The organism is Streptomyces sp. NPDC085944 (assembly GCF_040686295.1).
Classification (GTDB): domain Bacteria; phylum Actinomycetota; class Actinomycetes; order Streptomycetales; family Streptomycetaceae; genus Streptomyces; species Streptomyces salinarius.
Genome location: NZ_JBFBJX010000011.1, coordinates 21,153 through 46,288, shown reverse-complemented (window position 1 = coordinate 46,288; position 25,136 = coordinate 21,153). Strand labels below are relative to the sequence as shown.

Here is a 25,136-nt window from a genome sequence, read left to right as displayed (position 1 = left end):
GATCCATGGACTACGTCTCCGCGCTCCTGCCCCCGGTCGTCATGGCCGTCTTCTTCATCGGCCTGATCCGGGTGATCGTGAAGACCCAGGGCGGCGCCAACAAGGCCAAGGAGGACGCGGTCGTCGACGCGGCCCTCGCCCGCGCGGAGGGCGCCCGGCAGGCGTCCCCGCACCCCGAGTCCTGACCGACCCGGGGCGCGCCGCGCCACGACACGCACCGCGGCACACCCGCGTACGGCTCCCGCACCCTCCCCGCGGAGCCGTACGCCCCTTTTGCGCGCGTTCGCCTGCGAAAGCGCACGTCCGGCACGCGGTCGTCCCGATCTCCCACTATCGTTCGAAGCGTGCCTCGCCCATTGGGAGAACTCGAAGACGCGGTCATGACGAGGGTGTGGAAGTGGAACCGCCCCGTGACCGTTCGGGAAGTCCTGGAAGACCTGCAACAGGAACGGTCCATCGCGTACACGACCGTGATGACCGTTTTGGACAATCTCCATCAGAAGGGCTGGGTGCGCCGCGAGTCCGAAGGCCGTGCCTATCGATATGAGGCGGTCTCCACTCGCGCCGCCTACGCCGCCGCCCTCATGAACGACGCCTGGTCGCAGAGCGACAACCCCGCCGCCGCCCTCGTCGCCTTCTTCGGCATGATGAGCGAGGAACAGCGTCAGGCCCTCGGGGACGCCATCCGCATCGTGCAGGGACCGGAAACCCCGGCACAGCCACCGGAAACCCCCGCCCAGGCACCGGAAACCCCGGCACAGCCACCGGAAACCCCGGCGCAGGGTCGGGAAACGCCCGCGCCGGAAGCGGAAACCCCGCCGCCGGGACCCGGCGCGGCATCGGACGGCGGCGAGCGATAGCGTCCCCCCATGCCAAATGCCATCAGCGTCCGGCGGGCCCGCACCAGCGATGTCCCGGACGTGCGCCGGCTGCTCGACGCGTACGTCCGTGACCGCATCCTGCTCGACAAAGCGATGGTGACGCTTTACGAGAGCATCCAGGAGTTCTGGGTCGCGGAACGCGACGACAACGCCGAGGTGGTCGGCTGCGGCGCCCTGCACGTGATGTGGGAAGACCTCGCGGAAGTGCGGACTCTCGCGGTGAAGCCCGGTCTGAAGGGCGCCGGCGTCGGCCACAAGCTGCTGGAGAAGTTGCTGGACACGGCACGCTGGCTCGGTGTTCGCCGCGTTTTCTGTCTGACCTTCGAAGTGGACTTCTTCGGCAAGCACGGCTTCGTCGAGATCGGGGAGACACCCGTCGACACCGATGTGTACGCGGAGCTGCTGCGTTCCTATGACGAGGGCGTTGCGGAGTTCCTGGGTCTCGAACGAGTGAAACCGAACACCTTGGGCAACAGCCGGATGCTTCTGCATCTGTGATCGCCGGGGAGCCCCGGACGTCCACGGCCCACGGTCCTTCGAGGTTTATTCCACCGACGCGCCCTTCATGGGTTCCCTATGTCCGAAACGCGCATGTTTCCGGCCCGGAGTCGGGCTACCGGTCTCCGCCGGGGGTTTGTGTTTTTCCGGCAAAAGCGGTTTGCTTTCCGGCGTACTGCAGTACTGCATATAACAAGGGGCGGCGATACGGCGGACGCCGGCGGACCCCCGGCCCTCAAGTTATCGATGAAAGGAAATCCGGTGGCACAGAAGGTTCAGGTCCTTCTTGTCGACGACCTCGACGGCGGCGAGGCAGACGAGACCGTGACGTTCGCACTGGACGGCAAGACCTACGAGATCGACCTCACCACCGCCAACGCGGACAAGCTCCGCGGTCTTCTCGACCCGTACCTGAAGGGTGGCCGCCGTACCGGGGGCCGCGCCTCGGGCGGCCGCGGCAAGGCACGCGCCGCTTCCGGCGGCAGTCAGGACACGGCGGCGATCCGCGCCTGGGCCAAGGAGAACGGCTGGGACGTCAACGACCGCGGCCGTGTCCCCGCGAAGGTCCGTGAGGCGTACGAGCAGGCCAACGGCTGATCACCCGACCCGCGCCACGGGCCGTGCCCGCGGCGGGCCGCTCGCGGTGAGCCGGAGGCGGTGGCACTGCGTGGCCAGCGTGTGGACCAGCCGGGCGAGATCGAGGGCGGTCCCGGTGCGTCCGGGCACCGACAGTGCCGGCAGCGAGGACTCCACCTCGCATCCCGGCTCCGGGGGCCGCAGCCATACGGCGGCCCCGTGCAGGCCGTCGCGCTCCGGGGGACGCGGCGGCAGCCCGGCAGGGCCGGGCGGGGCAAGCGCAGGGCCGGGCGGGGCAAGGGGCGCGTCCACGGTGCCGCCCGCACCGAGCGCCGTCAGGCCGAGCGTCAGCGAACCCCACTCCAGCCACTCCAGCAGCCCGGGCAGCTCCTCCGCGGCACCCGCCGCCACGAGCAGCAGCATCCGCCCGCCCTGGACGGCCACCGGAAACCCCGGCACCGGCGAACCCCCGCCGACGCGTCCGGCCGGACCGGCGCACACCGGCCGGTCCGCCCGGTCCAGTCGCTCCCTCCGGTCCAGCCGCTCCAGCGTCGCGTACCCGGCGCCGACCGGCACGTCGAGGACGTCGAAGCGCACGCCCGTGCGCAACCGCACCGGGTCCCCGGGCGTCGTCGGCCACCCGAGCGCGCTCTCGTACCACCAGCGCGTCCGCTCCCACGCCGAGCCGCCGTTCCCGGTGGGCCGGCGCGGCGACGGCACAACGGGGGCCGCGGGAGCGACGGGGACCGGGTGCGAGGCGCCAACCATGCCAAGTGCAACCGTCCGCAGAGGCCTCAAGTTACGCTGGGTCCCGATTCGAAAACGCAGAGTGCTGGACACGGGTGGTGCGAGGGGGCGTGCGGGGGGTGCGGGGTGGCGCAAGGTTGTTCGCCCGTAGCGGAGGGAACCGGTGTGCGCGGCATGGAGTGTCAGTCCCCGCGGGTAAGACATCCCTAGTGGGAGGGGGCGACTTGCAGATCGGGCCGTCTCGCGTTCGCCATCGGCGTACTGGCGAGTGGGGTAAGTGCTTGGCCTGCGGGAACATCGTCTCGCACCATCGGGTTGTGGCAGATGTCGGCGTCAGGGGTCAGGAGGCCATCGACGGTGTCGGCAGTTGGAATGAGCGGTCCCCGCTTGCGGGACTAAGCTGCGGAAGGACAGGGAGGGGAAGTTCCCCCCACTGCCTGACCGCTCTGAGGAGCGATTAACGATGTTCGAGAGGTTCACCGACCGCGCGCGGCGGGTTGTCGTCCTGGCTCAGGAAGAAGCCCGGATGCTCAACCACAACTACATCGGCACCGAGCACATCCTCCTGGGCCTGATCCACGAGGGTGAGGGTGTCGCCGCCAAGGCCCTTGAGAGCCTCGGGATTTCGCTCGAGGCGGTCCGCCAGCAGGTGGAGGAGATCATCGGCCAGGGCCAGCAGGCCCCGTCCGGACACATCCCCTTCACCCCCCGTGCCAAGAAGGTCCTGGAGCTGTCGCTCCGCGAGGCCCTCCAGCTGGGCCACAACTACATCGGCACGGAGCACATCCTGCTCGGCCTGATCCGCGAGGGCGAGGGCGTCGCCGCCCAGGTCCTGGTCAAGCTGGGCGCCGATCTGAACCGGGTGCGGCAGCAGGTCATCCAGCTGCTCTCCGGTTACCAGGGCAAGGAGACCGCCACCGCCGGCGGTCCTGCGGAGGGCACGCCTTCCACGTCCCTGGTCCTCGACCAGTTCGGCCGGAACCTCACCCAGGCCGCTCGTGAGTCCAAGCTCGACCCGGTCATCGGGCGCGAGAAGGAGATCGAGCGGGTCATGCAGGTGCTGTCCCGCCGTACGAAGAACAACCCGGTGCTCATCGGTGAGCCCGGCGTCGGCAAGACCGCCGTCGTCGAGGGCCTCGCGCAGGCCATCGTCAAGGGCGAGGTGCCCGAGACCCTCAAGGACAAGCACCTCTACACCCTGGACCTCGGCGCCCTGGTCGCCGGCTCCCGCTACCGCGGTGACTTCGAGGAGCGCCTGAAGAAGGTGCTCAAGGAGATCCGCACCCGCGGCGACATCATCCTGTTCATCGACGAGCTGCACACGCTGGTCGGTGCGGGTGCCGCCGAGGGCGCCATCGACGCCGCGAGCATCCTCAAGCCGATGCTGGCCCGTGGTGAGCTGCAGACCATCGGTGCGACCACGCTGGACGAGTACCGCAAGCACCTGGAGAAGGACGCGGCCCTCGAGCGCCGCTTCCAGCCCATCCAGGTCGCGGAGCCGTCGCTGCCGCACACGATCGAGATCCTCAAGGGCCTGCGCGACCGCTACGAGGCCCACCACCGCGTCTCCATCACGGACGAGGCCCTGGTGCAGGCGGCGACGCTCGCCGACCGCTACATCTCGGACCGCTTCCTGCCGGACAAGGCGATCGACCTGATCGACGAGGCCGGTTCCCGGATGCGCATCCGCCGGATGACCGCGCCGCCGGACCTGCGCGAGTTCGACGAGAAGATCGCCGGCGTCCGCCGCGACAAGGAGTCCGCGATCGACTCGCAGGACTTCGAGAAGGCCGCCTCCCTGCGCGACAAGGAGAAGCAGCTCCTGGCCGCCAAGGCCAAGCGGGAGAAGGAGTGGAAGGCCGGCGACATGGACGTCGTCGCCGAGGTCGACGGCGAGCTGATCGCCGAGGTCCTCGCGACCGCGACCGGCATCCCGGTCTTCAAGCTCACGGAGGAGGAGTCGTCCCGCCTGCTGCGCATGGAGGACGAGCTCCACAAGCGGGTCATCGGCCAGGTCGACGCCGTCAAGGCGCTGTCCAGGGCGATCCGCCGTACCCGTGCCGGTCTGAAGGACCCGAAGCGTCCCGGTGGCTCGTTCATCTTCGCCGGTCCGTCCGGTGTCGGTAAGACCGAGCTGTCCAAGGCGCTCGCCGAGTTCCTCTTCGGCGACGAGGACGCGCTGATCTCCCTCGACATGTCGGAGTTCAGCGAGAAGCACACGGTCTCGCGCCTCTTCGGTTCGCCCCCCGGCTACGTGGGCTACGAGGAGGGCGGTCAGCTGACGGAGAAGGTCCGCCGCAAGCCGTTCTCGGTCGTCCTCTTCGACGAGGTCGAGAAGGCCCACCCGGACATCTTCAACTCGCTGCTGCAGATCCTGGAGGACGGTCGCCTGACCGACTCCCAGGGCCGGGTCGTGGACTTCAAGAACACGGTCATCATCATGACGACCAACCTCGGCACCCGGGACATCTCCAAGGGCTTCAACCTCGGCTTCGCCGCCGCGGGTGACACGAAGACCAACTACGAGCGCATGAAGAACAAGGTCCAGGACGAGCTCAAGCAGCACTTCCGGCCCGAGTTCCTCAACCGCGTCGACGACGTGGTCGTCTTCCCGCAGCTCAGCCAGGACGACATCCTGCGGATCGTCGACCTGATGATCGACAAGGTGGACGAGCGCCTCAAGGACCGGGACATGGGCATCGAGCTCTCCCAGTCCGCCAAGGAGCTGCTGTCCAAGAAGGGCTACGACCCGGTGCTGGGCGCGCGTCCGCTGCGTCGCACGATCCAGCGCGAGGTTGAGGACACGCTGTCGGAGAAGATCCTCTTCGGCGAGCTGCGTCCCGGTCACATCGTGGTCGTGGACACCGAGGGCGAGGGCGACGCCAAGACCTTCACTTTCCGGGGTGAGGAGAAGTCGGCCCTCCCCGACGTTCCGCCGATCGAGCAGGCGGCCGGGGGCGGCGCGGGCCCGAACCTGAGCAAGGAGGCGTAGCCCTGCGAGGGTGAGCCTGAGAAGGGGGCCACCCGGGACCGAAGTCCCGGGTGGCCCCCTTTTTCCGTGACCGGCGTCAGGACAGCTGACCGCCGTAGTCCGGGAGCTTGAAGGTCTTCTCGGCGTGGCCGCCCGACAGGTCGGTGGCGCTGTTACCGATGTTCGCGATGATCGTGTAGCCCTTCGACTCGATCTCCGCGCGCTGTTCCGTCTTGTACACGGCGACGTCCTTGAACAGGTCGAGGAACCCGCGGACGTACAGCCCGGACGACTCGTACCCGGCGTGCGCGAGGTTCCACTCGGTGGGCGCCTCGATGATGCCCGGGCGGGCGGTCACGAAGAACAGGGCGACGCCGTGCTCCTGGACGTACCGGGCGGCCTCCAGCACCGGCCGGTTGGCGGGCTGGGGGTAGCTGAAGCCGAAGTCGGTCTCCAGGGAGGTGTTGTCGATGTCGAGGACGATCGCCTGCTTCTCGCCGGGGCCGGCGTCGGCGATCCGCTCCTTCAGGTACGGCAGTGCCGCGTCCATCACGGCCCGGCAGTCGCGCTGCCACGTGTCGTAGTCGACGTCGGCCGCGGCGGCCGCCGGCACCGACGCGGGCGGCGAATCGGCCGGGGCGGCGACGGACGGCGTGACCGTCGCGGTGAGCGCCGCCGCGGCGACGACGGCCGTACTCGCGGCGCGCCCCCAGAGGGGCCGGGTCTGTCTGGTCTGTCCGGTCTGGTCGGTCATGGGGGGTGGGGTCCTCTCATGCCTGCGCGGATGCCTGACGGCACAAAACGGATGCCTGACGGCACAAAGTTGTCGCGTGCATGCTCGCCCCAGCAAGTGGCCGGACGGCAACGATTGGGTTACTGAGCAGTAGTCATCCGTCCGGCCTGCGGTTACGCCGTGATCTCCACCCCGTCCGGCACGTTCCGCACCCGCGGCAGCCGGGGGTTGACCCGCAGCACCCGCAGCCGCGGGAGCCCGGAGAGCCAGGAGACGTCCGTGTCGGGCAGCTCCGCGTTGAGCCACAGGTGGGTCACCTGGTCGGTCAGCAGCCCCGCCAGCAGCTCCTCGGCCCGCATCACCCCGCCCACCTGGACGCGCGGCCGCCCGCCCAGCTCGCGCAGCGCGGCCAGCTCGGCGGTGTCGGCGACCGGGAAGTAGAGACCGTCCGGATCCAGGTGGGCGATGATCTCCTGGGCGTATCGCTCGGTGTCGAAGTGCCGCCAGCCCCGAGCCAGTTCGGTGCGGACCGGCAGCGCCGCACGGGAGCGCAGCCGGGCCAGGTAGTCGATGGCGGCGTCGTCCTGGACGCGGGTCGCGGTGCAGGCGAGCAGATGCGCCTGCCGGTCGTCGGGCACCTGCCCCGGATCGGGCAGCAGTTCGAGGACGATGGGGCCCACCCAGCCGAGCCCCCGGGCGGCCAGCTCCGTCGTCGGGCGCACCAGGTTCTTCGTACGGTCGTGGACGAGCCGCTGGACGGCCGGGTCGAGTTCGGTGACGTGGTCCAGGCAGGCCGCGGCCATCAGCCGCCGGTGGTTGATCTGTGGGCGGCGCAGTCCGGGCGCGGGCGCCAGCAGCCGTTCCAGGAACTGGGCGCACTCCTCGGGCCGGGCGTGGGCGGCGGCCATGCGGATGACCTCCTCCCACTCGGACTGGTGGGCGTGGTCCACCAGCGTCGGGAACCGGCCGCGCGCCACGATCTCCTTGGCGGCCAGGTAGTCCTGGAAGGTGCGGTGGACGAAGTCGACCGACTCGCCCGACCGTTCGCGCAGCAGACCCGTGCGGTGCAGCAGGTGCCGGAAGATCGTCGCGCCGTCCCCCTGTGCGCGAGCCGCGGGCATCGCGGGCAGCGCGGCGTCCAGGATGGCGACCGCCCGTTCGCCGGTCAGCTCGGAGGCGTCCTCCTCCAGCATGGCGTGGGCCAGCTTCTGCAGCAGCCGCTCGCGGGTGCTCTGCTGGAGCCGCACGTCGTCGGCGTACAGCACGTCCCGTTCGGGGTCGCGGCGCTGGAGCAGCATCTCCAGGGCGGCGTCGTACAGCTCCTTGCGGCCACTGGGCAGGGAGCCCGACCGGTCGCGGTTCAGGGCGCATATCAGGCCGCACATCAGCGGGTTGGTGGCGAGCTGGCGCAGCTCGCGGTAGATCCGTACGGAGTGCAGCAGCCGCTGCTCGTACTCGTCGAGCGTTCTTCGTTCCCGCTCCCGCTCCCGGCCCTGGGGCCCCTGGGGACGGCTCTGCTCGTCCAGGCGGGCCGCCGAGTGCCAGTCCCGGATGAACCGCGTCACCTGGTCCCGCGACATCGGCGCCAGCGACAGTTCGACGAAGTCCTCCTCGGCCAGCCCGCCCCCCGACAGCCAGCCGTCGGAGACGGCGGACGGCCGGGAGGTGACCAGGCAGCCGTTTCCGGAGAAGACGCGCAGCAGCCGCCGCAGCCGGTCGCGCAACTCGCCCCGCGTCTTCTCCGGAGCCTCGTCGATGCCGTCGACCAGCAGCAGCGCCCGCCCGGCGAGCAGGGTGCGCACCACCCACCCCTCCGGCGCCCGGTCGGCGAGCGGATGCCGCACCGCGTGCAGGAAGTCGTCCGGGGCCGGGAAGCCCTCGCGGGCGAAGCGGCGTACGGGCAGCACGAAGGGGATGCGGGAGCCCTCGCGGGCGGCGGCCACGGCCAGCCACTGCACCAGGGTCGTCTTGCCCGAGCCGGCGCCGCCGCGCAGCAGGACCCGTTCGTGGTCCTCCAGCGCCCGGTCCGCGAGCAGCACCGTGCGCTGCTCGTCCTCGGCGCCGCCCACGCCGCTGCTGCGCTCCTCCGCCTCCAGGCTCAGATAGGTCTCCTCCAGCGGCCAACGGTCGGGCGCGTTGGGGAAGTCCACGCCGACGATGGTCAGCCAGCCGTACCGCCGGGCCACCCACTGGACGTACTCGGCCTCGAACGCCACGTCCTCCTCGGGCCGTTCGGCCTGCCGTGCCGCCGCCTCGGCGTCGCCCTGGTCGACCAGCTGGGCGATCCGGCTCGCTCGCCCCGGCAACTGCCGCTGGAGATAGGCGGAACGCCGCACCAGGTGGTGCAGGACGTGCAGGCACACCGACACCAGCAGCGCGTCGTGGAACCAGGCCGCGTCCGGCGACAGTTCCCGGTCGGCGCCCTGCACGGCGCCCCGCAGCCGCCGCGCGTAGTCCTGCGGGCCCAGCCGTACGGCGTCGGCGTCGGTGACGTCGACCTCGGCGATCGCGAGCAGGGTGCGGGCCAGGACGTCGACGACCGGGGCGAGTTCGGCGGTGGGCGCGGCATGCCGCTCGGCGGCGAGGTGGACCAGGTCGGCGGCGGTGCGGTGGACGTCGTCGGGGGTGGCCGTGGCCCGCGTGCCCCGCCAGGTGACCAGGCCGGGGACCGGCTCGGAGAACACCGGCGGCCGCACGGGGTCGCGGAAGAGCCGGTGGACGAGGGGGGCGGCGAGACGGGAGGGCGTGCGGACGGCGGGATCCATGGATACGGCTTACCCCCGGTGTCGTGAGGACTGGTCGGTTGCGGAGATCTGGACCCGCACGCTGTCCGGCACCTGCCGGGCCACGGACGGGTCGGTGTCGGCCAGCACGGTGACGGTGCGCAGGCCCGGGAAGGCGGAGAGCCAGGCCAGCCCTTCCACCGGATGCGCGGCGTCCAGCGTCAGCCGGGCGAGGCGCTCGGCCACGATCAGGGCGGTCAGGTCCTCGACGCGGTACGCGCCGCGGACGTGGATGTGCTCCCAGCCGCCGAGCGCGCGCAGCGCGCGCAGGTCCGCCACCGAGGACACGTCGACGGACCACTGCCGGGGCAGGTGGGCGAGGATCTCGCGGGCGTACCGGTCACGGTCGAACAGGTGCCAGGCGGCGGCGAGGGACTGCTGTACGCCGGAGCCGGGATGACCGCGGAAACGGCGCAGGAACTGCAGCGCCGCCTCGCTGCCCACACTGACCGCCGTGTACACCACGCGGGCTGCCGTGCGGTGATCCACCTCCTCGGGGCCCGGCAGCAGGCCCAGCACGAGATCGCCGCCGGCGCGCGCCACCTCACGTGCCGCGTCGAAGGACACCGGCGGCACGAGCGCCACCAGCCCGTCCTCCACCCGTTTGCGCACCTGGGGGGCGACTTCCGCCGCGTACCGCAGCCCGGCCGCCGCCAGCAGCGCGCGGCGGGGGTCGCCCGGTTCCGTCAGCCTGCGCATCAGGTACTCCGCCTCCTTCGGGCGGGCGTGCGCGAGGGCCAGCAGGATGACGTCCTCCCAGTCGTCCCTGCCCGCGTGGTCGACCAGCAGGTCGAAGTCCATCTCCTCGACGGCCAGCCGGGCGCCGAGGTAGTCCTGGAAGGTGCGGTGCAGGAAGTCCACCCTGCCCTCGGCAGGTTCGCGCAGCAGCCCGGAGCGCAGCAGCAGGGCGTGGTAGGTCTCCTCTTCGCCGTCGGCCGCCAGGCTGAGCGCGGGCAGCGCACGGCCGACGATCCGCAGGGCCTCGGTCCGGTCCATCTCCTGGCGGCCGTTGCGGATCAGCCACCACGCCAGCTTCTGCAGCAGCTGCACCTGGACCGCGTACGGCAGCCGCGTTCCGTCGGGGCCGTGCAGTTCCCGCTCCCGGTCCCGGCGCTCCAGGAGCATGGTCAGGGCGGCCTCGTACAGGGACCTGCGGTCCTGGGGCAGGAAGCCGCGCCGGTCGCGGTGCAGGGCGCAGAGCATGCCGCACATGAGCGGGTTGGTGGCCAGGCGGTTCAGCTCGGACGTGGTGCGCACGGCCTCCAGCAGCGACTTGCCGACCTCCTCCGGTGCCCCGGCCGCCCGGTGCCACCGTCGTACGAAGGTGGTGACGCCGTCCCGGGACATCCGTGCGAGCACGCGCTCGTCGAAGCCCTCGGCGGCCAGCCACTCCTCCGGTACGGCCGAGGGCCGCGAGGTGACCAGCCACAGGTTCCCCGGGAAGGCCCGCACCAGCTCGCGCAGCCAGCGCCGGGCGGCGGCCCGGCGGTCCCCGGCGATCTCGTCGATGCCGTCGACCAGCAGCACCCCGCGCCGGGCCCGCAGCACGCGCTCCACCCACCCCGGCGGCTGCTCCCCGGCGACGGGACAGCCGACCGCGCGCAGGAAGTCGCCGGGGAAGGGCAGCTCCGCCCCCGGCCGCACGATCCGGCGCATCGGCAGCACGAACGGGACCCGCCCGACGAGGTGGGTCAGCCCGTGGTCGTAGACCCGGCTCGCGGCCGTGACCGCGAGCCACTGCACGAGGGTCGTCTTGCCGGACCCGGCGACGCCGCGCAGGAACACCTGGTCGTGCCCGGCGAGCACCTGCTCGGCGGCCACGGCCCCGTACTCCGGTCCTCGGCGCCCGTCCTGCCCCGCCCGGGGCCGGGTCGCCTCCAGGCTCAGGTAGGCCGTGTCCAGGGGCCACTCCCGGGTCCCGGCGTCGAGCCCGTAGATGGTGAGGCTGCCGTACCGGGTGGCGATGTGGTCCGCGTAGCGCTCCTCGAACCCGGCGTCCTCGGCCGACTGGGACGGCAGCCGTTCCAGCACCACGTCGACGGCCTGGACCAGCCGGGCCAGCTGCTGCGTCTGGTCGGTCTGCCGCCGGGCGACGTAGGTGGAGCGCTGGGTGAGGAAGTTCAGGATGTGCAGCGAGGCGGTGCGCAGCAGCCGCTCGTACAGCAGCGTGCCGCCCTCGCTCAGCCCGTACGGAGCCAGCGGCACGCCCGCGCCCAGCTCGCGCGCGAAGCGCTCCGGGCCGAGCCCGACGGCCTCGTAGTCCTCGACGGTGATCTCGCCGAGCCGGGCGAGGGTGCGGGCCAGGGCGTCCCTGACGGCCGCGGCCTCGGCGGCGTCCACGGGCTCCTCGCCGGGTCCGGCCGCGGCCAGCGCCCTGCGGACCAGCTCCCCGGCGATCTTCTCGACGTCCTTGGGCGTGACGGTCCGCTTCTCGCCCCGGAAGGACACCAGCGCCGATATCCGCACCGGCCGGTCCACGAGCCCCGCCCCCGGCCCGTCCCGCACGAAGAGCCGACGGACGAGCGGCGTGACCGCGCTGGAAGCGACTCGGGCCCCGAGTGCTGTGACGTCGACCATGTTCCGAGCCTAGGTGAACGCCCTTGTACGGGGGGCGGGTTAACCGGGACGGGAGTAGCCCCGGTCACATTCACCGGCCCTTCGATCATGGCCGCCGGTGATGTGCCGCACAGGCCGATTGCCCTGTACTACGGGGAATAGTGGAAGCCGCAAGAACTACGAAAACGGACATAACGGTGTAGACGGCAGGGGTTTTTCCGGGCGTCTGACCTGGTTTTGCCCAGAATGACGGCTCTGGCATGGGTCGGGAAGTTTCAGACCGAAGTACTAAATACGGTCGTAGGTCACACCTTTGTGCGGTTCGGGGTCCCCGGGTTACCAAGGTTGAGCCCGCCCGGTGAGCGTCTTGTGCGCCCCGCCGGTGGGCATTCCTCTGCACCCGTCCCCATGAGGTTCGAATGTTCCCGCGTGTCACGTCCCGTTCTTCCCGTACGACCATCCGCACCCGCGCCGCGGTGATGGCCGCCGGCCTCGGAGCCTCGGTCGCACTGGGAGCCGGGGTCGCGGCCGCCACCGGCACCACGGCGGCCACCAGTACCACCGCCGCCGCCAGCGCCGTAGAGGCCCAGGCAGCGGCGCAGGCCAAGGCGGCGAAGGCCGAGAAGGCCGCCGCGAGCGCCAAGAAGACCACGACCGCCAAGAAGACGGCCACCAAGAAGAAGGCCGCCTCCTGGGTCGACCCGGTCAGGAAGTACACGCTGAGCGCCAGCTTCGCCCAGAACGGCGGCATGTGGGCGCACAAGCACAGCGGCCAGGACTTCGCCGTGCCGATCGGCACCAACGTGGTCGCCGCCCACGGCGGCACCGTGGTCAAGGCCGGCGGCAACGGCGCCGGCGACGGCCCCGCCTACGGCAACGCCATCGTCATCAAGCACGGCAACGGCACGTACTCCCAGTACGCGCACCTGTCCAGGATCAACGTGAAGATCGGCCAGGTCGTGAAGACCGGCCAGTCGATCGCCAAGTCCGGCAACACCGGCAACTCCAGCGGTCCGCACCTGCACTTCGAGATCCGCACGACGCCGAACTACGGCTCGGCCGTCGACCCGGTCGCCTTCCTGAAGGCCAAGGGCGTGACCGTCTAAGAGCGGGACTGGGCTTCCTCGGCTCCCCGGTGAGCCTGGGTGATCAGATCGGTGGCGACCTCGAGAACGGCAGCACGCTGTTCCTCGGGGTCGCCTTCGAGGTCCCGGAGCACGAACATCCCGGCGTGCAGCGTGAACAGCGCGCTGACGCAGCGGACCTGGTCGACCAGGTCCGCCTCGGGATCCATGAGGATGTCGCGCAGACCGAACATCCTGGTCTTGAACAGTTCGCCGATGCGCAGGTCCCGCACCGTCGCCTGGTTCTCCTGCATGAAGCGGAACAGCGGCGCCGCGCCGGCCAGCGCCTCGCTGTAGCCGCGGACGATCTCCTGCTTCGTCTCCAGGGTGTGCGGCTGCTCCCGCCCCCACTCGATCAGGTCCTCCAACGGCCGTGAGAGATCCTCGAAGATGCTGACGAGGATCTCTTCCTTGGTCTTGAAGTGGTAGTAGAGCGCTGCCTTGGTCACGTCCAGACGCTCGGCGATCTCGCGCAGGGAGGTCTTCTCGTACCCCTGCTCCGCGAAGAGCTCGAGCGCCACGTCCTGGATGCGCTGGCGGGTGTCCCCGCGGCGTCGCTGCTGCTTGGTGCCGTTCATTGTGCCGCCCATCCTCCTACGCACCTCCTGCCCCGCGCACTTTCCGAAAAACTTACTTGACGACCGGCTAGTTACGCGCCTACCTTTCCCAGTGTAGACAACTTGCCGGGCGGCAAGTAAGCGTGAGTGGTACAGCGGTAGCTGGGGGAGTAGGAGAGATGGCGGACAAGACGGAGGCGGCGACCGGCGACGCCGGTGCCGTGAAACAGCCGAGGAGCGTGCGGGTCGTCCTGCTCGCCCTCATGATCGCGATGATGCTCGCGATGCTCGACAACATGATCATCGGCACCGCGATGCCGACGATCGTGGGCGAACTGGGCGGCCTGGAACACCTCTCCTGGGTCGTCACCGCCTACACCCTCGCCACCGCGGCCTCCACCCCGCTGTGGGGCAAGCTCGGCGACATGTACGGGCGCAAGGGCTCGTTCATGACGTCGATCGTGATCTTCCTGGCCGGCTCCGCGCTCAGCGGCATGGCCCAGGACATGGGCCAGCTCATCGGCTTCCGCGCGATCCAGGGTCTGGGCGCCGGCGGTCTGATGGTCGGCGTCATGGCGATCATCGGTGACCTGATACCGCCCCGGGAGCGCGGCAAGTACCAAGGCATGATCGCCGGTGTCATGGCGCTCTCGATGATCGGCGGACCGCTGGTCGGCGGCACCATCACCGACAACTGGGGCTGGCGCTGGTCCTTCTACATCAACCTCCCGCTCGGCGTGGTCGCACTGATCGCGATCAGCGCCGTGCTGCACCTGCCGAAGAAGCGCAGCGAGGCCCGGATCGACTACCTGGGCGCGGCGCTGCTGACCGTCGGCATCACCGCCATCGTGCTCGTCACCACCTGGGGCGGCACCGAGTACGCCTGGACCTCCGCGCGGATCATGGAGCTGATCGGCATCGGCGTCGCCGCGCTGATCGGGTTCGTGTTCTGGCAGACCAGGGCCGCGGAGCCCATCCTGCCGCTGCACATCTTCCGCAGCCGCAACTTCACGCTGATGTCGGTCATCGGCTTCATCGTCGGCTTCGTGATGTTCGGCGCCACCCTCTTCCTGCCGCTGTACCAGCAGTCGGTGCAGGGCGCGTCCGCCACCAACTCGGGCCTGCTGCTCCTGCCCATGCTGGGCGCGATGCTGGTCACGTCGATGGTCGCGGGCCGGGTCACCACCAGCACCGGCCGCTACAAGATCTTCCCGGTCGCGGGCGGCGCGCTGATGACGGTCGGCCTCTTCCTGCTGTCGACCATGGACACCGACACCACCCGCTTCACCTCCGGCATGTACATGGCCGTCGTCGGCCTCGGCATGGGCTGCCTGATGCAGATCACCATGCTGGTGGCGCAGAACAGCGTGGAGATGAAGGACATGGGCGTCGCGTCCTCCTCCACCACCCTCTTCCGCACCCTCGGCTCCTCCTTCGGCGTCGCGATCATGGGCGCACTGTTCAACAACCGGGTCCAGGACGTCATGGCCGAGCGTGTGCCGGCGGGCGGCTCCCAGGCGACGGAGCAGTCGGCGACCCTGACCGCGGAGGCGCTGAAGGCCCTGCCGGCCGCGATCCGCGACGCCTACCAGCACGCGGTGTCCGCGGGCACCCACGGCGCGTTCCTGCTCGGCTCGGCGGTGGCGGTCCTCGCCCTGGTCGCGGCGGTGTTCGTCAAGGAGGTCCCGCTGAAGGGCGCCGGCCCGAAGGCGGAGGCCCCGGCCGACGGCGACGGCGACCCGGCACCGGCGAAGACACCGGTGACCGAGGCCGTCTGACCTCGGCGGCGGCCCGCCGTCTCCCCTACCCAGGCCTCCGGGCGGCTTCGGCCGCCCGGAGGCCTTCGTCTTCCGGCATAGGCTGAGCCGCGAGGCTCCAGGGGGAGCGCGAGGGAGGATGCGGGGCGTGAGCAGGGACGAGAACGGCAGGACCGCATCCCGTCGGCGCTCAGCGCTGACCGGCGCCGCCGCAACCGCGGTCCTCCCGGTCACCGCGGTCGTCCTGGCGGGCGTCGAGGCCGCGTTGCCGTGGTGGGCGATCGCCGGCCCGGCCGCGCTGACCACCGGTCTCGCCGGCTGGGCCGGAGTGCGGATCAGCCGGCGCCGCGCCGTGCGCCGTGAGGCCCTGGAGCCGGGGGAGACGGTCCTCGGCACCTACACCGTCCGGCCCCCGTACCGGGAGCACACGCCGCCCGCGGCGCACGAGGGCCCGCGGTACCAACTGGTGGTGACCAGCCGCGGCCTCCAACTGTGGGAGCGCTCCGCACTGCTGTGGCGCCACCCGTGGCCGGAGCTGCGCGTCCTCGTCGACGGCCCGCGCCTGCGCGTCCACCACGAGGGCCGCGAGGCCGGTCACATGCTCCTGGAACCGCCGGGCGCCGCCCAGGAGGTACGCCGCGTCGCCACCCGGCACGCGGCCGGCTGAGGGGGCCGGTCACGGACGCGGCGCCGACTCACCCGCCTTGCCGGCGCACTCGAACCACACCGTCTTGCCCCGCCCGTCCGCGTACGGCGTGACACCCCACCGGTCGGCCACCGCCGCGACGATCGGGAGCCCGCGCCCGCCCTCGCCCAGCGCGTCGGCGGCCCCGGGTACGGGCGGTTCCGGGCATCCGCCGGCGACCTCACCCGTACGCCGCCCGGCCGGAGCAGGAAGCACACGCGTCCCCGACGGCCGCGCACGTGCCGTACGACGTCGGCGACGAGTTCCGTGAGCGCCGGCTCGGCAGCGTCGGCCACGTCGGACAGCCCGGAGCGCACGAGGTACCGCCGCAGGACGCGGCGCAGACGGCGGGCCGCGTGCGCGCCCATGGCGAACTCGGCGTGGTACCGGCTCTCAACGTCCGCCGTCTGCGGACCGGTTGCGTGAATCACGCTATAACCCTTCGACGCGGTACGGAGGACATGACGTCCGGCCGGCCACATGACGGCCGGCCCGCAGACCATCAAAGAAGACACTCTCAATTACGCTCACTTGCAGGCGGACGCCCTCTCCGTGAAGACTCGGCGGCGCTGATCGCCCGCGTAGTGGAGGAACGTCATGCAGACCGGACCGAGCGAGACCCAGTGGCGTAGGTCCAGCTACAGCGGCCCCAATGGCGGCGACTGCGTCGAGGTCGCCGACAACTGCCCCGCCGACGCCGTCCCCGTCCGGGACAGCAAGCACCCGTCCGGCCCGGTCGTCACCGTCGGCGCCGTCGCCTGGCAGTCCTTCGTCGACGCCCTGCGGTAGATGACCGAACGGGACGCCGCGGTCCGGATCGTCGAGGAAGAGCTGGAACGCGTCCACCGAAGGGATCTGGCGGCCGGTCTGGACCCGTTGCGCATGGCCGTGGCCGACGTCAAGGCGCACGAACTGGTCTGGATCGTCACCTGGACGTCCGCGGAGTACCTGCGGACCGGGGACGATCGGTTCCTGCTGGCCGGAAACGGGCCCTACCTGGTCGACCGCGTCGACGGAAGCCTGCACTCGATCGGCGTCCTCTCCGCCATGAGCGGGGCATGGGAGGCGGACTACCGGGTCCGCGTCCGGGGGCAGACCGTGCGGACCGCGGTGGACGATCTGCACGACGAAGTGCGGGCGGTCACGGCCGACCGGGGACGGGTCCACGCCACGCGCCTTCTTCGTCAGAAGGTTCCCGAACTGACCCCCGCCCAGGCCGTCGCGTACGTGGCCGCCCTGAAGACGGGTGCCGCACCGGACCACCTCGTGGCGGTCGCCGCCGCGAGGCTGGTGCCGCCCGTGGACCCGGTCATGTCGGTGCGGACCGTCCGCGGAGGGCGGCCCGCACCCGGTTGAGTCCTTCCGCCCTCCAGTGCTCCCGCTCGGGCATCCGGTCCTCCCGGCGCCAGCGCCAGGCCGAGAACAACGCCCAGTTCAGGGCGCGGCACCGGCGGACCAGATCCTGGTCGGCACCCGCGTAGTGCTGCGCCACGTCCTCCGGGGCGTGGGCCAGGTCGAACTCGACCGGTCCGCGGCAGCAGGTGGCGAGGTCCACGAAGAGCGGTCCTCGCCTCGTGTTGAGGAGGTTGCCCGGATGCGGCTCGCCGTGCAGCAGCTGCTCGCCGGTCCGGCCGGTGCCCAGCGCGGCGCTCAGGTCGGCGAGGGTGTCGCCGAGGAAGGACCGGTCCGCGTCGGACAGCTCGTCAGACCGCTCCGGGTCACGCACCTCTCTCAGCGCCGCGGCGACCCGGTCGGTGACATGCGGCGCGGCCAGATCGATCCGGCGCAGGGCGGCATGGTGGCGCCGGAAGGTGTCCGCGTAGGCGGTCGGCGCGATCTCCGAGGGCAGCGGCTCGTAGTAGGTCCACAGCGAGACGGCGAACCCGTCCCGCACCCGGACTCGGCCGTCGGACCGGGGATCGAGCTCCGCGACCGGGGCGTCGACGAGGGCGAGGCGGCGGGCGACCTCCACCTCGAACTCGGAATCGGCCAGCTGCCCCGAGGGTGCGACGCGCGCCAGGACGTCGCAAGGGAGCAGGTGCAACGCGACCCGGTCGGAATCATGGACGACCGTCACATCGGTGACGTCAAGGCCCAGCTCCGAAGCGGCCGCCCGGCCCGCCCCGATCGCGCGGCGGAGTTCCGAAGGCTCCACGTGGTCCCCCTCGATGTCGGCGTGGCTCTCCTGGCCCGACGGGAAGCGTTTCACATCGGGACCGCCACGGCCCCCGGTTTTCGGGCCGCCGGCGGACCCGACCGCCGTCACCCCGGGAGTCAGCGCTTCGAGGACGCCTCCCGGGACGCCGCCGCCGCGCCGTCCGCCCGGTCCGGCAGCATCGGGTAGCTCCCCGTGTTGGTCGGTGCGTGTTCCGGGAGCCACAGGACGGCGACCGCGCCCTCGGCCGGTATGTGGGCGGGGGCGCCGGCCGGGCGGACGTTGCGGAAGGTGAGGCGGGCGCCCAGGACCCGGGCCTGACCGGCCGCGATGGTCAGGCCGAGGCCGTGTCCGCGGCCCGCCCGGTCCGTGCTGCCGGTACGGAACCGGCTCGGGCCCTCGGCCAGCAGGTCCTCGGGGAAGCCCGGCCCGTGGTCGCGGACCCGGATCACCCGGCCCTCGACGCTGACCTCGACCGGTGCGCGGCCGTGCCGGGCGGCGTTGGCGAGCAGGTTGAACAGGACGCGCTCCAGGCGGCGCGGGTCGGTCGTGACCTCCGACTCGTGGATCACCCGTACCTCGACGGACGGGTCCTTGGCGGCGACCCGGCGGGAGACGAAGTGGCCGAGCATGATGTCCTGCAGCTCGGCCCGCTCCGAGGCCCCGTCGAGCCGGGCCACCTCCAGGACGTCCTCGACGAGCGTGCGCATCGCCTTCGCCCGGTCGAGGACCAGCTCGGTCGGCCGGCCCGGCGGCAGCAGTTCGGCGGCCGTGAGCAGACCGGTCACCGGGGTGCGCAGCTCGTGCGCGATGTCCGCGGTGACCCGGCGCTCGGCCTCGATCCGCTGCTGCAACGCGTCCGCCATCGCGTCCACGGCGCGCGCGACGTCGTCCGTCTCGTCCCGCACGACACCGCCGATGGCGTCCCGCACCCGGACGTCCGCCTCGCCGCCCGCGACCCGGTTCGCCGCGGCCGCGGCCTTGCGCAGCCGGCGCGAGAGCTGACCGCCGATGAGCACACCGAGCGCGCTGCCGCCCAGTACGACCGCGATCGAGCCGATGACCAGGGCCTGGTCCAGGTCGCCGAGGATGTCCGCGCTGCGGTCGGTGAAACCGGAGTGCAGCGACATGACGTGCCCGTCCTTGAGCGGCACGGCCGCCCAGATGTCCGGCACGCCGTTCGCCTGTTCGGAGACGTACGTGGCCCGCCGGCCCGCCTCGACCTTGCGGCGCAGCTCCGGCGGCAGTTCGGGGTCGTCGATCTGGGCGTTGGGGAAGTTCTGCCGCCCGGACAGCTCGTAGTTGCGCTGGGCGATCAGGACCCGGTCGTCGGCGAGGTCACGGGCGTTGTCGAGCATCGACACCCGGGCCGCGTTGTGCACGACCAGGCTCAGCACGATCGCCACCAGCGCGCCGACCAGCGCGATGGCCGCGCTCAGCTTCCAGCGCAGCCCGGTGCGGATACCGCGGGCACGGAGTCCCCGGGCAAGGAGCCCGCGCGCACCGGCACTCCCCGGACGCAGCTCCCCTTCGTCGGCGCCGCCCGAGCTCGGGACGTGCGTACGGCCGCCCGGCCGCCCGGACGGTGCCGTGCGCTCGTCCGGTCCCGCCTGCCGGCCCGGCGCGGCGCGGTCGTACCGCTGCCCCGGTGGCGAGTCTGCCCGGTGTCGTCGGAAGAACCCCCGCATGTCCCTGTATCCCCGCTCAGGCCTTCAACTTGTAGCCGAAGCCGCGGACCGTCTCGATCCGGTCCTGGCCGATCTTGGTGCGCAGCCGCTGCACATGGACGTCGACGACCCGGGTGTCCCCGCCCCAGCCGTAGTCCCACACGCGTTCCAGCAGCTTGTCGCGCGAGAGCACGGTGCCCGGCGCCGAGGAGAACTCCAGCAGCAGCCGCATCTCGGTCGGGGTGAGCGCCACCGGCCGCCCGGCCCGGTGCACCTCCATGCCGTCGGTGTCCACCTCCAGGTCGCCGAAGGTGAGCACGCCTCCCGTCCCGGCGGCGCCGCCGGGCTCCGCCCGGCCGTCGCCCCCGGCGTGCCCGAAGCGGCGCAGCACCGCCCGGATCCGGGCGACCAGGACGGCCCCGTCGAACGGCTTGGTCACGTAGTCGTCGGCGCCGGCCTCCAGGCCGAGCACCACGTCGATGGAGTCCGCCCGCGCCGACAGCATGATCACCGGCACTGTGGACTCGTCCCGGATGCGGCGGCACAGGCTGACGCCGTCGAGGCCGGGGAGCATGACGTCGAGGAGGGCGATGTCGGGACGGTCGGCCCGGAAGGACTCCAGGCCCGAGAGCCCGTCGGGCATCGCGGTGACCGCGAAGCCGTCCCGCTCCAGGGCGAGCTGGGTGGCCTCGCGGATGACGTCGTCGTCCTCGACGAACAGGACGTGGGTCTGGTCTGCCATCCCGGTGCTCTCAGTCCTCAGGGTGTGGTCGGGTCGAACGGGGTGCCGGCTCCCTCAACAGCCTTCACTCGCTCATCGGTGCGAGCGGTCCGATCGGTTCGCGTCGGCCTGCGCGACGGGCGGATCAGCCGTCCGGCTCGGGAGCCGGGGTGGGCGCGTTCCCCGCGGAGTTGCTGTAGTCGTTGTGGGTGCTGTACTCCTCGGCGAACCGGTCCGACGCCCAGCGGTACGTGATCACGTTCTCGCCGGACGGACTCGACACCGGGTCCCCCTTGTCGTACACCTGCTTGGTCACCACCAGGTCGCCGCGGTCGATCTCCGCGTAGACCGGAGGCTCCTCCGCCTTGAACACGTTCTGGTACCCGCCGTCCTCCTCGCGGTACACGTAACTGCCCACACCGACCGCGTCACCGCACGTCAGCACGTTGACGACGACGTCCTCCGCCGAGCCGCCGGTCAGCTTGCCGTACGACACGTCGACGGGGTACTCGTCGGCGGCGCACGGCTTCAGCTCGCGCTTGACCTCCGCGGAGACCTTGGGATCGGCCTTGACGAGCCGCACCGCGTCCACGCGGTCGGGTGCCTTCGACGGCGACGCATCAGCCGCGGGCTTCGGGGACGAGGAGGCGGCGCCGCCCACCGCGTCCGCGTGGGCCGGTCCCTCGTCCCGGGCGCCGGTGCCGCCGGTCCCGCAGCCGGCCAGGGAAACGCCGAGGGCGACGAACACGGCCACCGCCGTACTCGCCGCCTGCGTGGTTCTCCGGGCTTCCCCGGGTGTCCGACCGTCGGTCAGGCCGCGCAACGCTTCCGCTCCTCACGCTCCAGCGCCCGTGCGTCCAGATCGCGGGCGACCAGCTCCTCGCGGAGCCGGGCGAGCGCCCGGTGCAGCGTGCTCTTGACCGTTCCCGCCGACATGCCGAGGGCGGCGGCGGTCTCCTCCGTTGACATCTGCTCCCAGTGTCGCAGCACCACGACGCTGCGCTGCTTGGGGGCGAGCACCTTCAGGACGTCCATCAGCAGGGCGCGGTCCGCGTGCTGCTCGGTGGCGTCGTCCATGGGGGACTCGGGGAGCTGCTCGGTCGGCACCTCCTCCAGCTTCCGCGCCCGCCACCACTCGGTCCGGGTGTTGATCATCACCCGGCGCAGGTAGGCGTCCGCGAGCCGCTTGTCCTCGATGGTCTCCCAGCGCCCGTACGTCCGCGCCAGCGCGGTCTGCAGCAGGTCCTGGGCGTCCACGGGGTCGGGTACCAGGCGCCGGGCGCTGCGCAGCAGCGCGTCCTGCCGGGTGCGGACGTACTCCTCGAACTCGAGCACCTCGCCCATGTCAACCGCCTTCCGATCCCCGTATCCCGGCGGTGGTCATCCGCCGGCCCACTGCCTGTGGTCCTTGGTCGTTGCCGTGCCCCTCCGGGCACGCAAACGAAGGTAGGGAAGCGTTGTCACGGCGCTGTGCGTAGCAGCCTGCGGCAAACCCTCGGCTGTCCGTCGGTTGTGTAACGGAAGGAGGAACCGGGTAAGACGGCAGCCCACTTGATGGCGACATGGGGTGATTTGCCCGACGGGGGAGCCGTCACAAAGATGCCGGCTGTCGCTGTACGTCAGCTCAGCGGCAGCCGGTACAGCCCGTCCGCCAGCGGTTCCACCAGACCGTCGGCCACCAGGCCGTCCAGGGCGCGGGCACGCTGGACCGGTTCCTGCCACACCTGGTCGAGGGTGGCCTGCGGCACCGGTGCGGTCGCCTCCCGCAGCACCGCGAGCAGCCGCCCGCGCACCTGCCGGTCGGTGCCCGCGTACGTCTGGCCGCGCCGCGGCGGCCCGTCGTGCGCGGGCTTGCCGGCCAGCCGCCAGGCGCACTGGGCCGCGATCGGGCAGCGGTGGCACGACTCGTTCCTCGCTGTGCAGACCAGGGCGCCCAGTTCCATCGACGCGGCGGCCCAGCGGGCGGCGCTCGCCTCCTCGTCGGGCAGCAGCGCCCGGGCCAGCTTCCGCTCGGCGGCGGTGGTGGCGTTCGGCGGGTACTGCACGCCGGTGACCGCGCGGGCGAAGACCCGGCGGACGTTGGTGTCCAGTACGGCGTGGCGCTGGCCGTAGGCGAAGGAGGCGACCGCGGCGGCCGTGTACTCGCCGACGCCGGGCAGCGCCAGCAGTTGGGCGTGGTCGGCGGGCACGTCGCCGCCGTGCCGTTCCGTTATGGCCGCGGCGGCGCCGTGCAGGCGCAGGGCGCGGCGCGGGTAGCCGAGGCGGCCCCAGGCGCGGACGGCCTCGCCGGGTGCCTCGGCGGCGAGATCGGCGGGGCGCGGCCAGCGGGCCAGCCACTGCTCGTACACGGGCAGGACGCGGCTGACCGGCGTCTGCTGGAGCATGAACTCGCTGACCATCACGCCCCAGGCACCGGCCTCGGGGCGCCGCCACGGCAGATCGCGGGCGTGCTCGTCGAACCAGTCGATGACGGGGGCGTGCAGCGGCACACCGGACGCGGCGGGGTCGGAGGGTCCGCCTGGCGAGGGCTTCGTGGGCGCAGTCATGACCCTCCGATCCTGCCACGGGAGGGCCTCCGCACGGGAACACCGCCACCCGGTGGCGGCCGGCGGGCCGGTCTGCCGGAATGATGATCCGTAAAAGTTGCGAGCCCGAACGGCGGGTGGGACAAGGGAACGCGCCGATCTCTCGTACAGTTTGCGCCGTGGGATCTCTGCGCAATCCGGTCGGGCCGCTTCCCTCCTCCATCTACTGGCGACGGAGGGCCGTACTGCTGTCTCTTTTCGCCCTGTTGGCGCTATTGATCACCTGGATCGTGGTCTCGGGCGGCGGGGACGGCGGCAACGGCCGCAAGGACGGGGCCGACGGCAAGAACCCGGCGCCCTCCATCACTCCGGGTCCTTCGAGCTCCGGCCCGGCGATCAGCCAGGCCCCCGGCGGACGCGACGAGTCGGGGGGCGGGGACTCCAACGGCTCGGGCTCCGGGTCGAGTTCCGGAAGCGGCGACGGGTCGGACACCGGGTCCGGATCCGGCGGTGAGTCCGGCGGCGAGGGGGCGGGCGGTTCGGGAGGCGCCTCGGGTGGCGGCGCGGTGACGGGCGTCGGCGCGGGTGACGCGCTGCCGGCCGGGTCGGCGCTGCCCAACTGCACGCCGGGCGCGGTGAAGCTGAGCCTGCGCAGCGTCCGCAACAGCTACTCGCCGGGCCAGACCCCGGCCTTCGAACTGACCGCGCGGAACACCTCCGGCACCGACTGCAAGGTCGATCTCGGCCCGGAGCACGCGGTGTTCACCATCACCCCGGCCAGTGGTGACGACGCCTACTGGTCCTCGGACGACTGCGTCGAGGGCGAGGGCAGCCTGCGGTACCGGGTGGCCGCCGGCGGCGGAATCACCTACACCGTGAAGTGGGACCGCAAGCCGAGCGCCCCCGAGTGCGGTACGCCGCCCGCGGGTTCGGCCAAGGCGGGCACCTATCTGGTGGAGGCCAAGGCGGCCGGGTTCGAGAAGGTGCGCACGTCGTTCGTCCTCAAGAGCGACTGATCACAGACGGGCCCCGAGGGCTCAGACGTAGCGCTCCAGGATCGACGACTCCGCCAGCCGCGACAGCCCCTCGCGCACGCTGCGCGCCCGCGCCTCGCCGACGCCGTCCACGGTCTGCAGGTCGTCGACGCTGGCGGCGAGCAGCTTCTGCAGACCGCCGAAGTGCTCCACCAGCCGGTCGATGATCGCGCCGGGCAGCCGCGGCACCTTGGCCAGCAGCCGGAAGCCGCGCGGCGACACCGCCGAGTCCAGCGTCTCGGGCGACCCGGTGTAGCCCAAGGCCCGGGCCACGGTCGACAGTTCCAGCAGTTCGGCGTGGCTGAGCTTGTCCAGCTCGGCGAGCGCCTCGTCGACCGTACGGGACCGCTTGGCGGTCGGCTCCGGCACGTAGTCCCGCACGACCAGCTCGCGCTCGGGCTCCACCCCGGCGATCAGCTCGTCCAACTGCAGCGCGAGCAGCCGCCCGTCCGTCCCCAGCTCCACCACGTACTCGGCGATCTCGGTGGCGATCCGGCGGACCATCTCCAGCCGCTGCGCGACCGCGGAGACGTCCCGCACCGTCACCAGATCCTCGATCTCCAGCGCCGACAGCGTGCCCGCGACCTCGTCGAGGCGCAGTTTGTACCGCTCCAGCGTCGCCAGCGCCTGATTGGCCCGCGACAGGATCGCCGCCGAGTCCTCCAGCACCCGCCGCTGCCCGTCCACGTACAGCGCGATCAGCCGCATCGACTGCGAGACCGACACGACGGGGAACCCGACCTGCTTGCTGACCCGGTCCGCCGTCCGGTGCCGCGTGCCGGTCTCCTCCGTGGGAATGGTCGGATCGGGAAGCAGCTGCACCCCGGCCCGCAGGATCTTCGACAGGTCGGACGACAGCACGATGCCGCCGTCGAGCTTGCACAGCTCGCGCAGCCGGGTCGCGGTGAACTCGACGTCCAGCACGAAACCGCCCGTGCACATCTGCTCGACGGTCTTGTCGGAGCCCAGCACGATGAGACCGCCCGTGTTGCCGCGCAGGACCCGCTCCAGGCCGTCGCGCAGGGACGTGCCGGGCGCCACGGCGCTCAGTGAGGCGCGCATCAGGCCATCGGCACCGGCACTCCCACCGGACTTTCCGGGAGCTGCTGCCCGGTCGTTGGCTGCCACTGCACTCCTCCGGTCGCAGGTTCTTCTGGCGCTCCCGT

24 protein-coding genes and 1 pseudogene are annotated in these 25,136 nt (G+C 71.7%); 12 read left to right on the top strand and 13 right to left on the bottom strand.

The features are described 5' to 3' along the window. The first annotated feature begins 5 nt into the window (after window positions 1–5). The 4 genes from AB0P07_RS22130 to AB0P07_RS22115 all read left to right on the top strand — a co-directional run bounded on the left by AB0P07_RS22130 (window position 6) and on the right by AB0P07_RS22115 (window position 1,976). On the top strand, window positions 6–185 hold the full coding sequence (locus AB0P07_RS22130) for a hypothetical protein (protein ID WP_061443280.1): 180 nt from the start codon (window positions 6–8) through the stop codon (window positions 183–185). A gap of 159 nt (window positions 186–344) precedes the next feature. Next, window positions 345–860: a BlaI/MecI/CopY family transcriptional regulator gene (locus AB0P07_RS22125; RefSeq protein WP_365553011.1), complete on the top strand. Its 516-nt coding sequence runs from the start codon at window positions 345–347 to the stop codon at window positions 858–860. A gap of 9 nt (window positions 861–869) precedes the next feature. Continuing rightward, a complete protein-coding gene (locus AB0P07_RS22120) occupies window positions 870–1,379 on the top strand; it encodes an amino-acid N-acetyltransferase (RefSeq protein ID WP_030404798.1) in 510 nt (169 codons plus the stop codon). Between the two features lie 261 nt (window positions 1,380–1,640). After that, window positions 1,641–1,976, top strand: coding sequence for an Lsr2 family protein (locus AB0P07_RS22115; RefSeq protein ID WP_003975458.1), 336 nt, complete (start codon window positions 1,641–1,643; stop codon window positions 1,974–1,976). Here AB0P07_RS22115 and AB0P07_RS22110 read toward each other — a convergent pair whose 3' ends face one another. Continuing rightward, window positions 1,977–2,723 (bottom strand): SCO3374 family protein, encoded by a 747-nt coding sequence (locus AB0P07_RS22110; protein ID WP_365553008.1) that lies wholly within the window; start codon window positions 2,721–2,723, stop codon window positions 1,977–1,979. 442 nt (window positions 2,724–3,165) lie between these two features. Here AB0P07_RS22110 and AB0P07_RS22105 point away from each other — a divergent pair, with 442 nt between their 5' ends. Continuing rightward, window positions 3,166–5,694 (top strand): ATP-dependent Clp protease ATP-binding subunit, encoded by a 2,529-nt coding sequence (locus AB0P07_RS22105; RefSeq protein WP_365553006.1) that lies wholly within the window; start codon window positions 3,166–3,168, stop codon window positions 5,692–5,694. 76 nt (window positions 5,695–5,770) lie between these two features. On the opposite strand, the gene AB0P07_RS22100 is transcribed toward AB0P07_RS22105, so the two are convergent. From AB0P07_RS22100 to AB0P07_RS22090, 3 genes are all read right to left on the bottom strand, one after another. Continuing rightward, the gene (locus AB0P07_RS22100) at window positions 5,771–6,427 is read right to left on the bottom strand and encodes an HAD family acid phosphatase (RefSeq protein WP_365553004.1); all 657 of its coding nucleotides are present in this window, start codon (window positions 6,425–6,427) and stop codon (window positions 5,771–5,773) included. Window positions 6,428–6,579: 152 nt separating this feature from the next. After that, a complete protein-coding gene (locus AB0P07_RS22095; protein WP_365553002.1) occupies window positions 6,580–9,171 on the bottom strand; it encodes an NACHT domain-containing protein in 2,592 nt (863 codons plus the stop codon). A 9-nt stretch (window positions 9,172–9,180) separates the two neighbouring features. Continuing rightward, window positions 9,181–11,766, bottom strand: a complete 2,586-nt coding sequence (locus AB0P07_RS22090) for an NACHT domain-containing protein (protein WP_365553001.1) — start codon at window positions 11,764–11,766, stop codon at window positions 9,181–9,183. Window positions 11,767–12,164: 398 nt separating this feature from the next. Between AB0P07_RS22090 and AB0P07_RS22085 the strand changes: the two genes are divergently transcribed. After that, a complete protein-coding gene (locus AB0P07_RS22085) occupies window positions 12,165–12,851 on the top strand; it encodes a M23 family metallopeptidase (protein ID WP_365552999.1) in 687 nt (228 codons plus the stop codon). Here the strand turns inward: AB0P07_RS22085 and AB0P07_RS22080 are convergent. Beyond that, a complete protein-coding gene (locus AB0P07_RS22080) occupies window positions 12,848–13,447 on the bottom strand; it encodes a helix-turn-helix domain-containing protein (protein WP_365552997.1) in 600 nt (199 codons plus the stop codon). The genes AB0P07_RS22085 and AB0P07_RS22080 overlap by 4 nt on opposite strands. Window positions 13,448–13,605: 158 nt before the next feature. Here AB0P07_RS22080 and AB0P07_RS22075 point away from each other — a divergent pair, with 158 nt between their 5' ends. Next, window positions 13,606–15,204 (top strand): MDR family MFS transporter, encoded by a 1,599-nt coding sequence (locus tag AB0P07_RS22075; protein ID WP_365552995.1) that lies wholly within the window; start codon window positions 13,606–13,608, stop codon window positions 15,202–15,204. A gap of 127 nt (window positions 15,205–15,331) precedes the next feature. Further along, window positions 15,332–15,850 (top strand): hypothetical protein, encoded by a 519-nt coding sequence (locus AB0P07_RS22070; protein WP_365552994.1) that lies wholly within the window; start codon window positions 15,332–15,334, stop codon window positions 15,848–15,850. A 9-nt stretch (window positions 15,851–15,859) separates the two neighbouring features. On the opposite strand, the gene AB0P07_RS22065 is transcribed toward AB0P07_RS22070, so the two are convergent. Next, window positions 15,860–16,084: an ATP-binding protein gene (locus tag AB0P07_RS22065; protein ID WP_365552992.1), complete on the bottom strand. Its 225-nt coding sequence runs from the start codon at window positions 16,082–16,084 to the stop codon at window positions 15,860–15,862. Window positions 16,085–16,339: 255 nt separating this feature from the next. On the opposite strand from AB0P07_RS22065, the pseudogene AB0P07_RS22060 reads away from it, so the two are divergent. The 3 genes and pseudogenes from AB0P07_RS22060 to AB0P07_RS22050 all read left to right on the top strand — a co-directional run. Continuing rightward, window positions 16,340–16,500: pseudogene (locus AB0P07_RS22060) on the top strand (XRE family transcriptional regulator); the annotation flags it as partial. Further along, window positions 16,466–16,657: a DUF397 domain-containing protein gene (locus AB0P07_RS22055; RefSeq protein ID WP_365552990.1), complete on the top strand. Its 192-nt coding sequence runs from the start codon at window positions 16,466–16,468 to the stop codon at window positions 16,655–16,657. The pseudogene AB0P07_RS22060 and the gene AB0P07_RS22055, both read left to right, overlap by 35 nt. Beyond that, complete coding sequence (locus AB0P07_RS22050; protein WP_365552988.1) at window positions 16,658–17,224, top strand: YrhB domain-containing protein; 567 nt, start codon at window positions 16,658–16,660, stop codon at window positions 17,222–17,224. Here AB0P07_RS22050 and AB0P07_RS22045 read toward each other — a convergent pair. From AB0P07_RS22045 to AB0P07_RS22020, 6 genes are all read right to left on the bottom strand, one after another. After that, window positions 17,178–18,023, bottom strand: a complete 846-nt coding sequence (locus AB0P07_RS22045) for an aminoglycoside phosphotransferase family protein (RefSeq protein ID WP_365553355.1) — start codon at window positions 18,021–18,023, stop codon at window positions 17,178–17,180. The genes AB0P07_RS22050 and AB0P07_RS22045 overlap by 47 nt on opposite strands. Before the next feature lie 119 nt (window positions 18,024–18,142). After that, window positions 18,143–19,711 (bottom strand): two-component system sensor histidine kinase CseC, encoded by a 1,569-nt coding sequence (gene cseC, locus AB0P07_RS22040; protein ID WP_365552986.1) that lies wholly within the window; start codon window positions 19,709–19,711, stop codon window positions 18,143–18,145. Window positions 19,712–19,727: 16 nt separating this feature from the next. Then, window positions 19,728–20,432 (bottom strand): two-component system response regulator CseB, encoded by a 705-nt coding sequence (gene cseB, locus AB0P07_RS22035; protein WP_365552984.1) that lies wholly within the window; start codon window positions 20,430–20,432, stop codon window positions 19,728–19,730. 124 nt (window positions 20,433–20,556) lie between these two features. Further along, on the bottom strand, window positions 20,557–21,234 hold the full coding sequence (locus AB0P07_RS22030; protein WP_365552982.1) for a hypothetical protein: 678 nt from the start codon (window positions 21,232–21,234) through the stop codon (window positions 20,557–20,559). Further along, on the bottom strand, window positions 21,222–21,755 hold the full coding sequence (locus tag AB0P07_RS22025) for a SigE family RNA polymerase sigma factor (protein WP_365552980.1): 534 nt from the start codon (window positions 21,753–21,755) through the stop codon (window positions 21,222–21,224). The genes AB0P07_RS22030 and AB0P07_RS22025 overlap by 13 nt, the downstream gene beginning before the upstream one ends. 275 nt (window positions 21,756–22,030) lie before the next feature. Then, window positions 22,031–22,957, bottom strand: coding sequence for an A/G-specific adenine glycosylase (locus tag AB0P07_RS22020; protein ID WP_365552978.1), 927 nt, complete (start codon window positions 22,955–22,957; stop codon window positions 22,031–22,033). 158 nt (window positions 22,958–23,115) lie between these two features. On the opposite strand from AB0P07_RS22020, the gene AB0P07_RS22015 reads away from it, so the two are divergent. After that, entirely contained in the window at window positions 23,116–23,952 is an 837-nt protein-coding gene (locus AB0P07_RS22015; RefSeq protein WP_365552977.1) for a hypothetical protein, read from the top strand. A gap of 21 nt (window positions 23,953–23,973) precedes the next feature. Here the strand turns inward: AB0P07_RS22015 and disA are convergent, their stop codons facing one another. Continuing rightward, window positions 23,974–25,098: a DNA integrity scanning diadenylate cyclase DisA gene (disA, locus tag AB0P07_RS22010; protein WP_030404779.1), complete on the bottom strand. Its 1,125-nt coding sequence runs from the start codon at window positions 25,096–25,098 to the stop codon at window positions 23,974–23,976. Window positions 25,099–25,136: the final 38 nt, after the last annotated feature.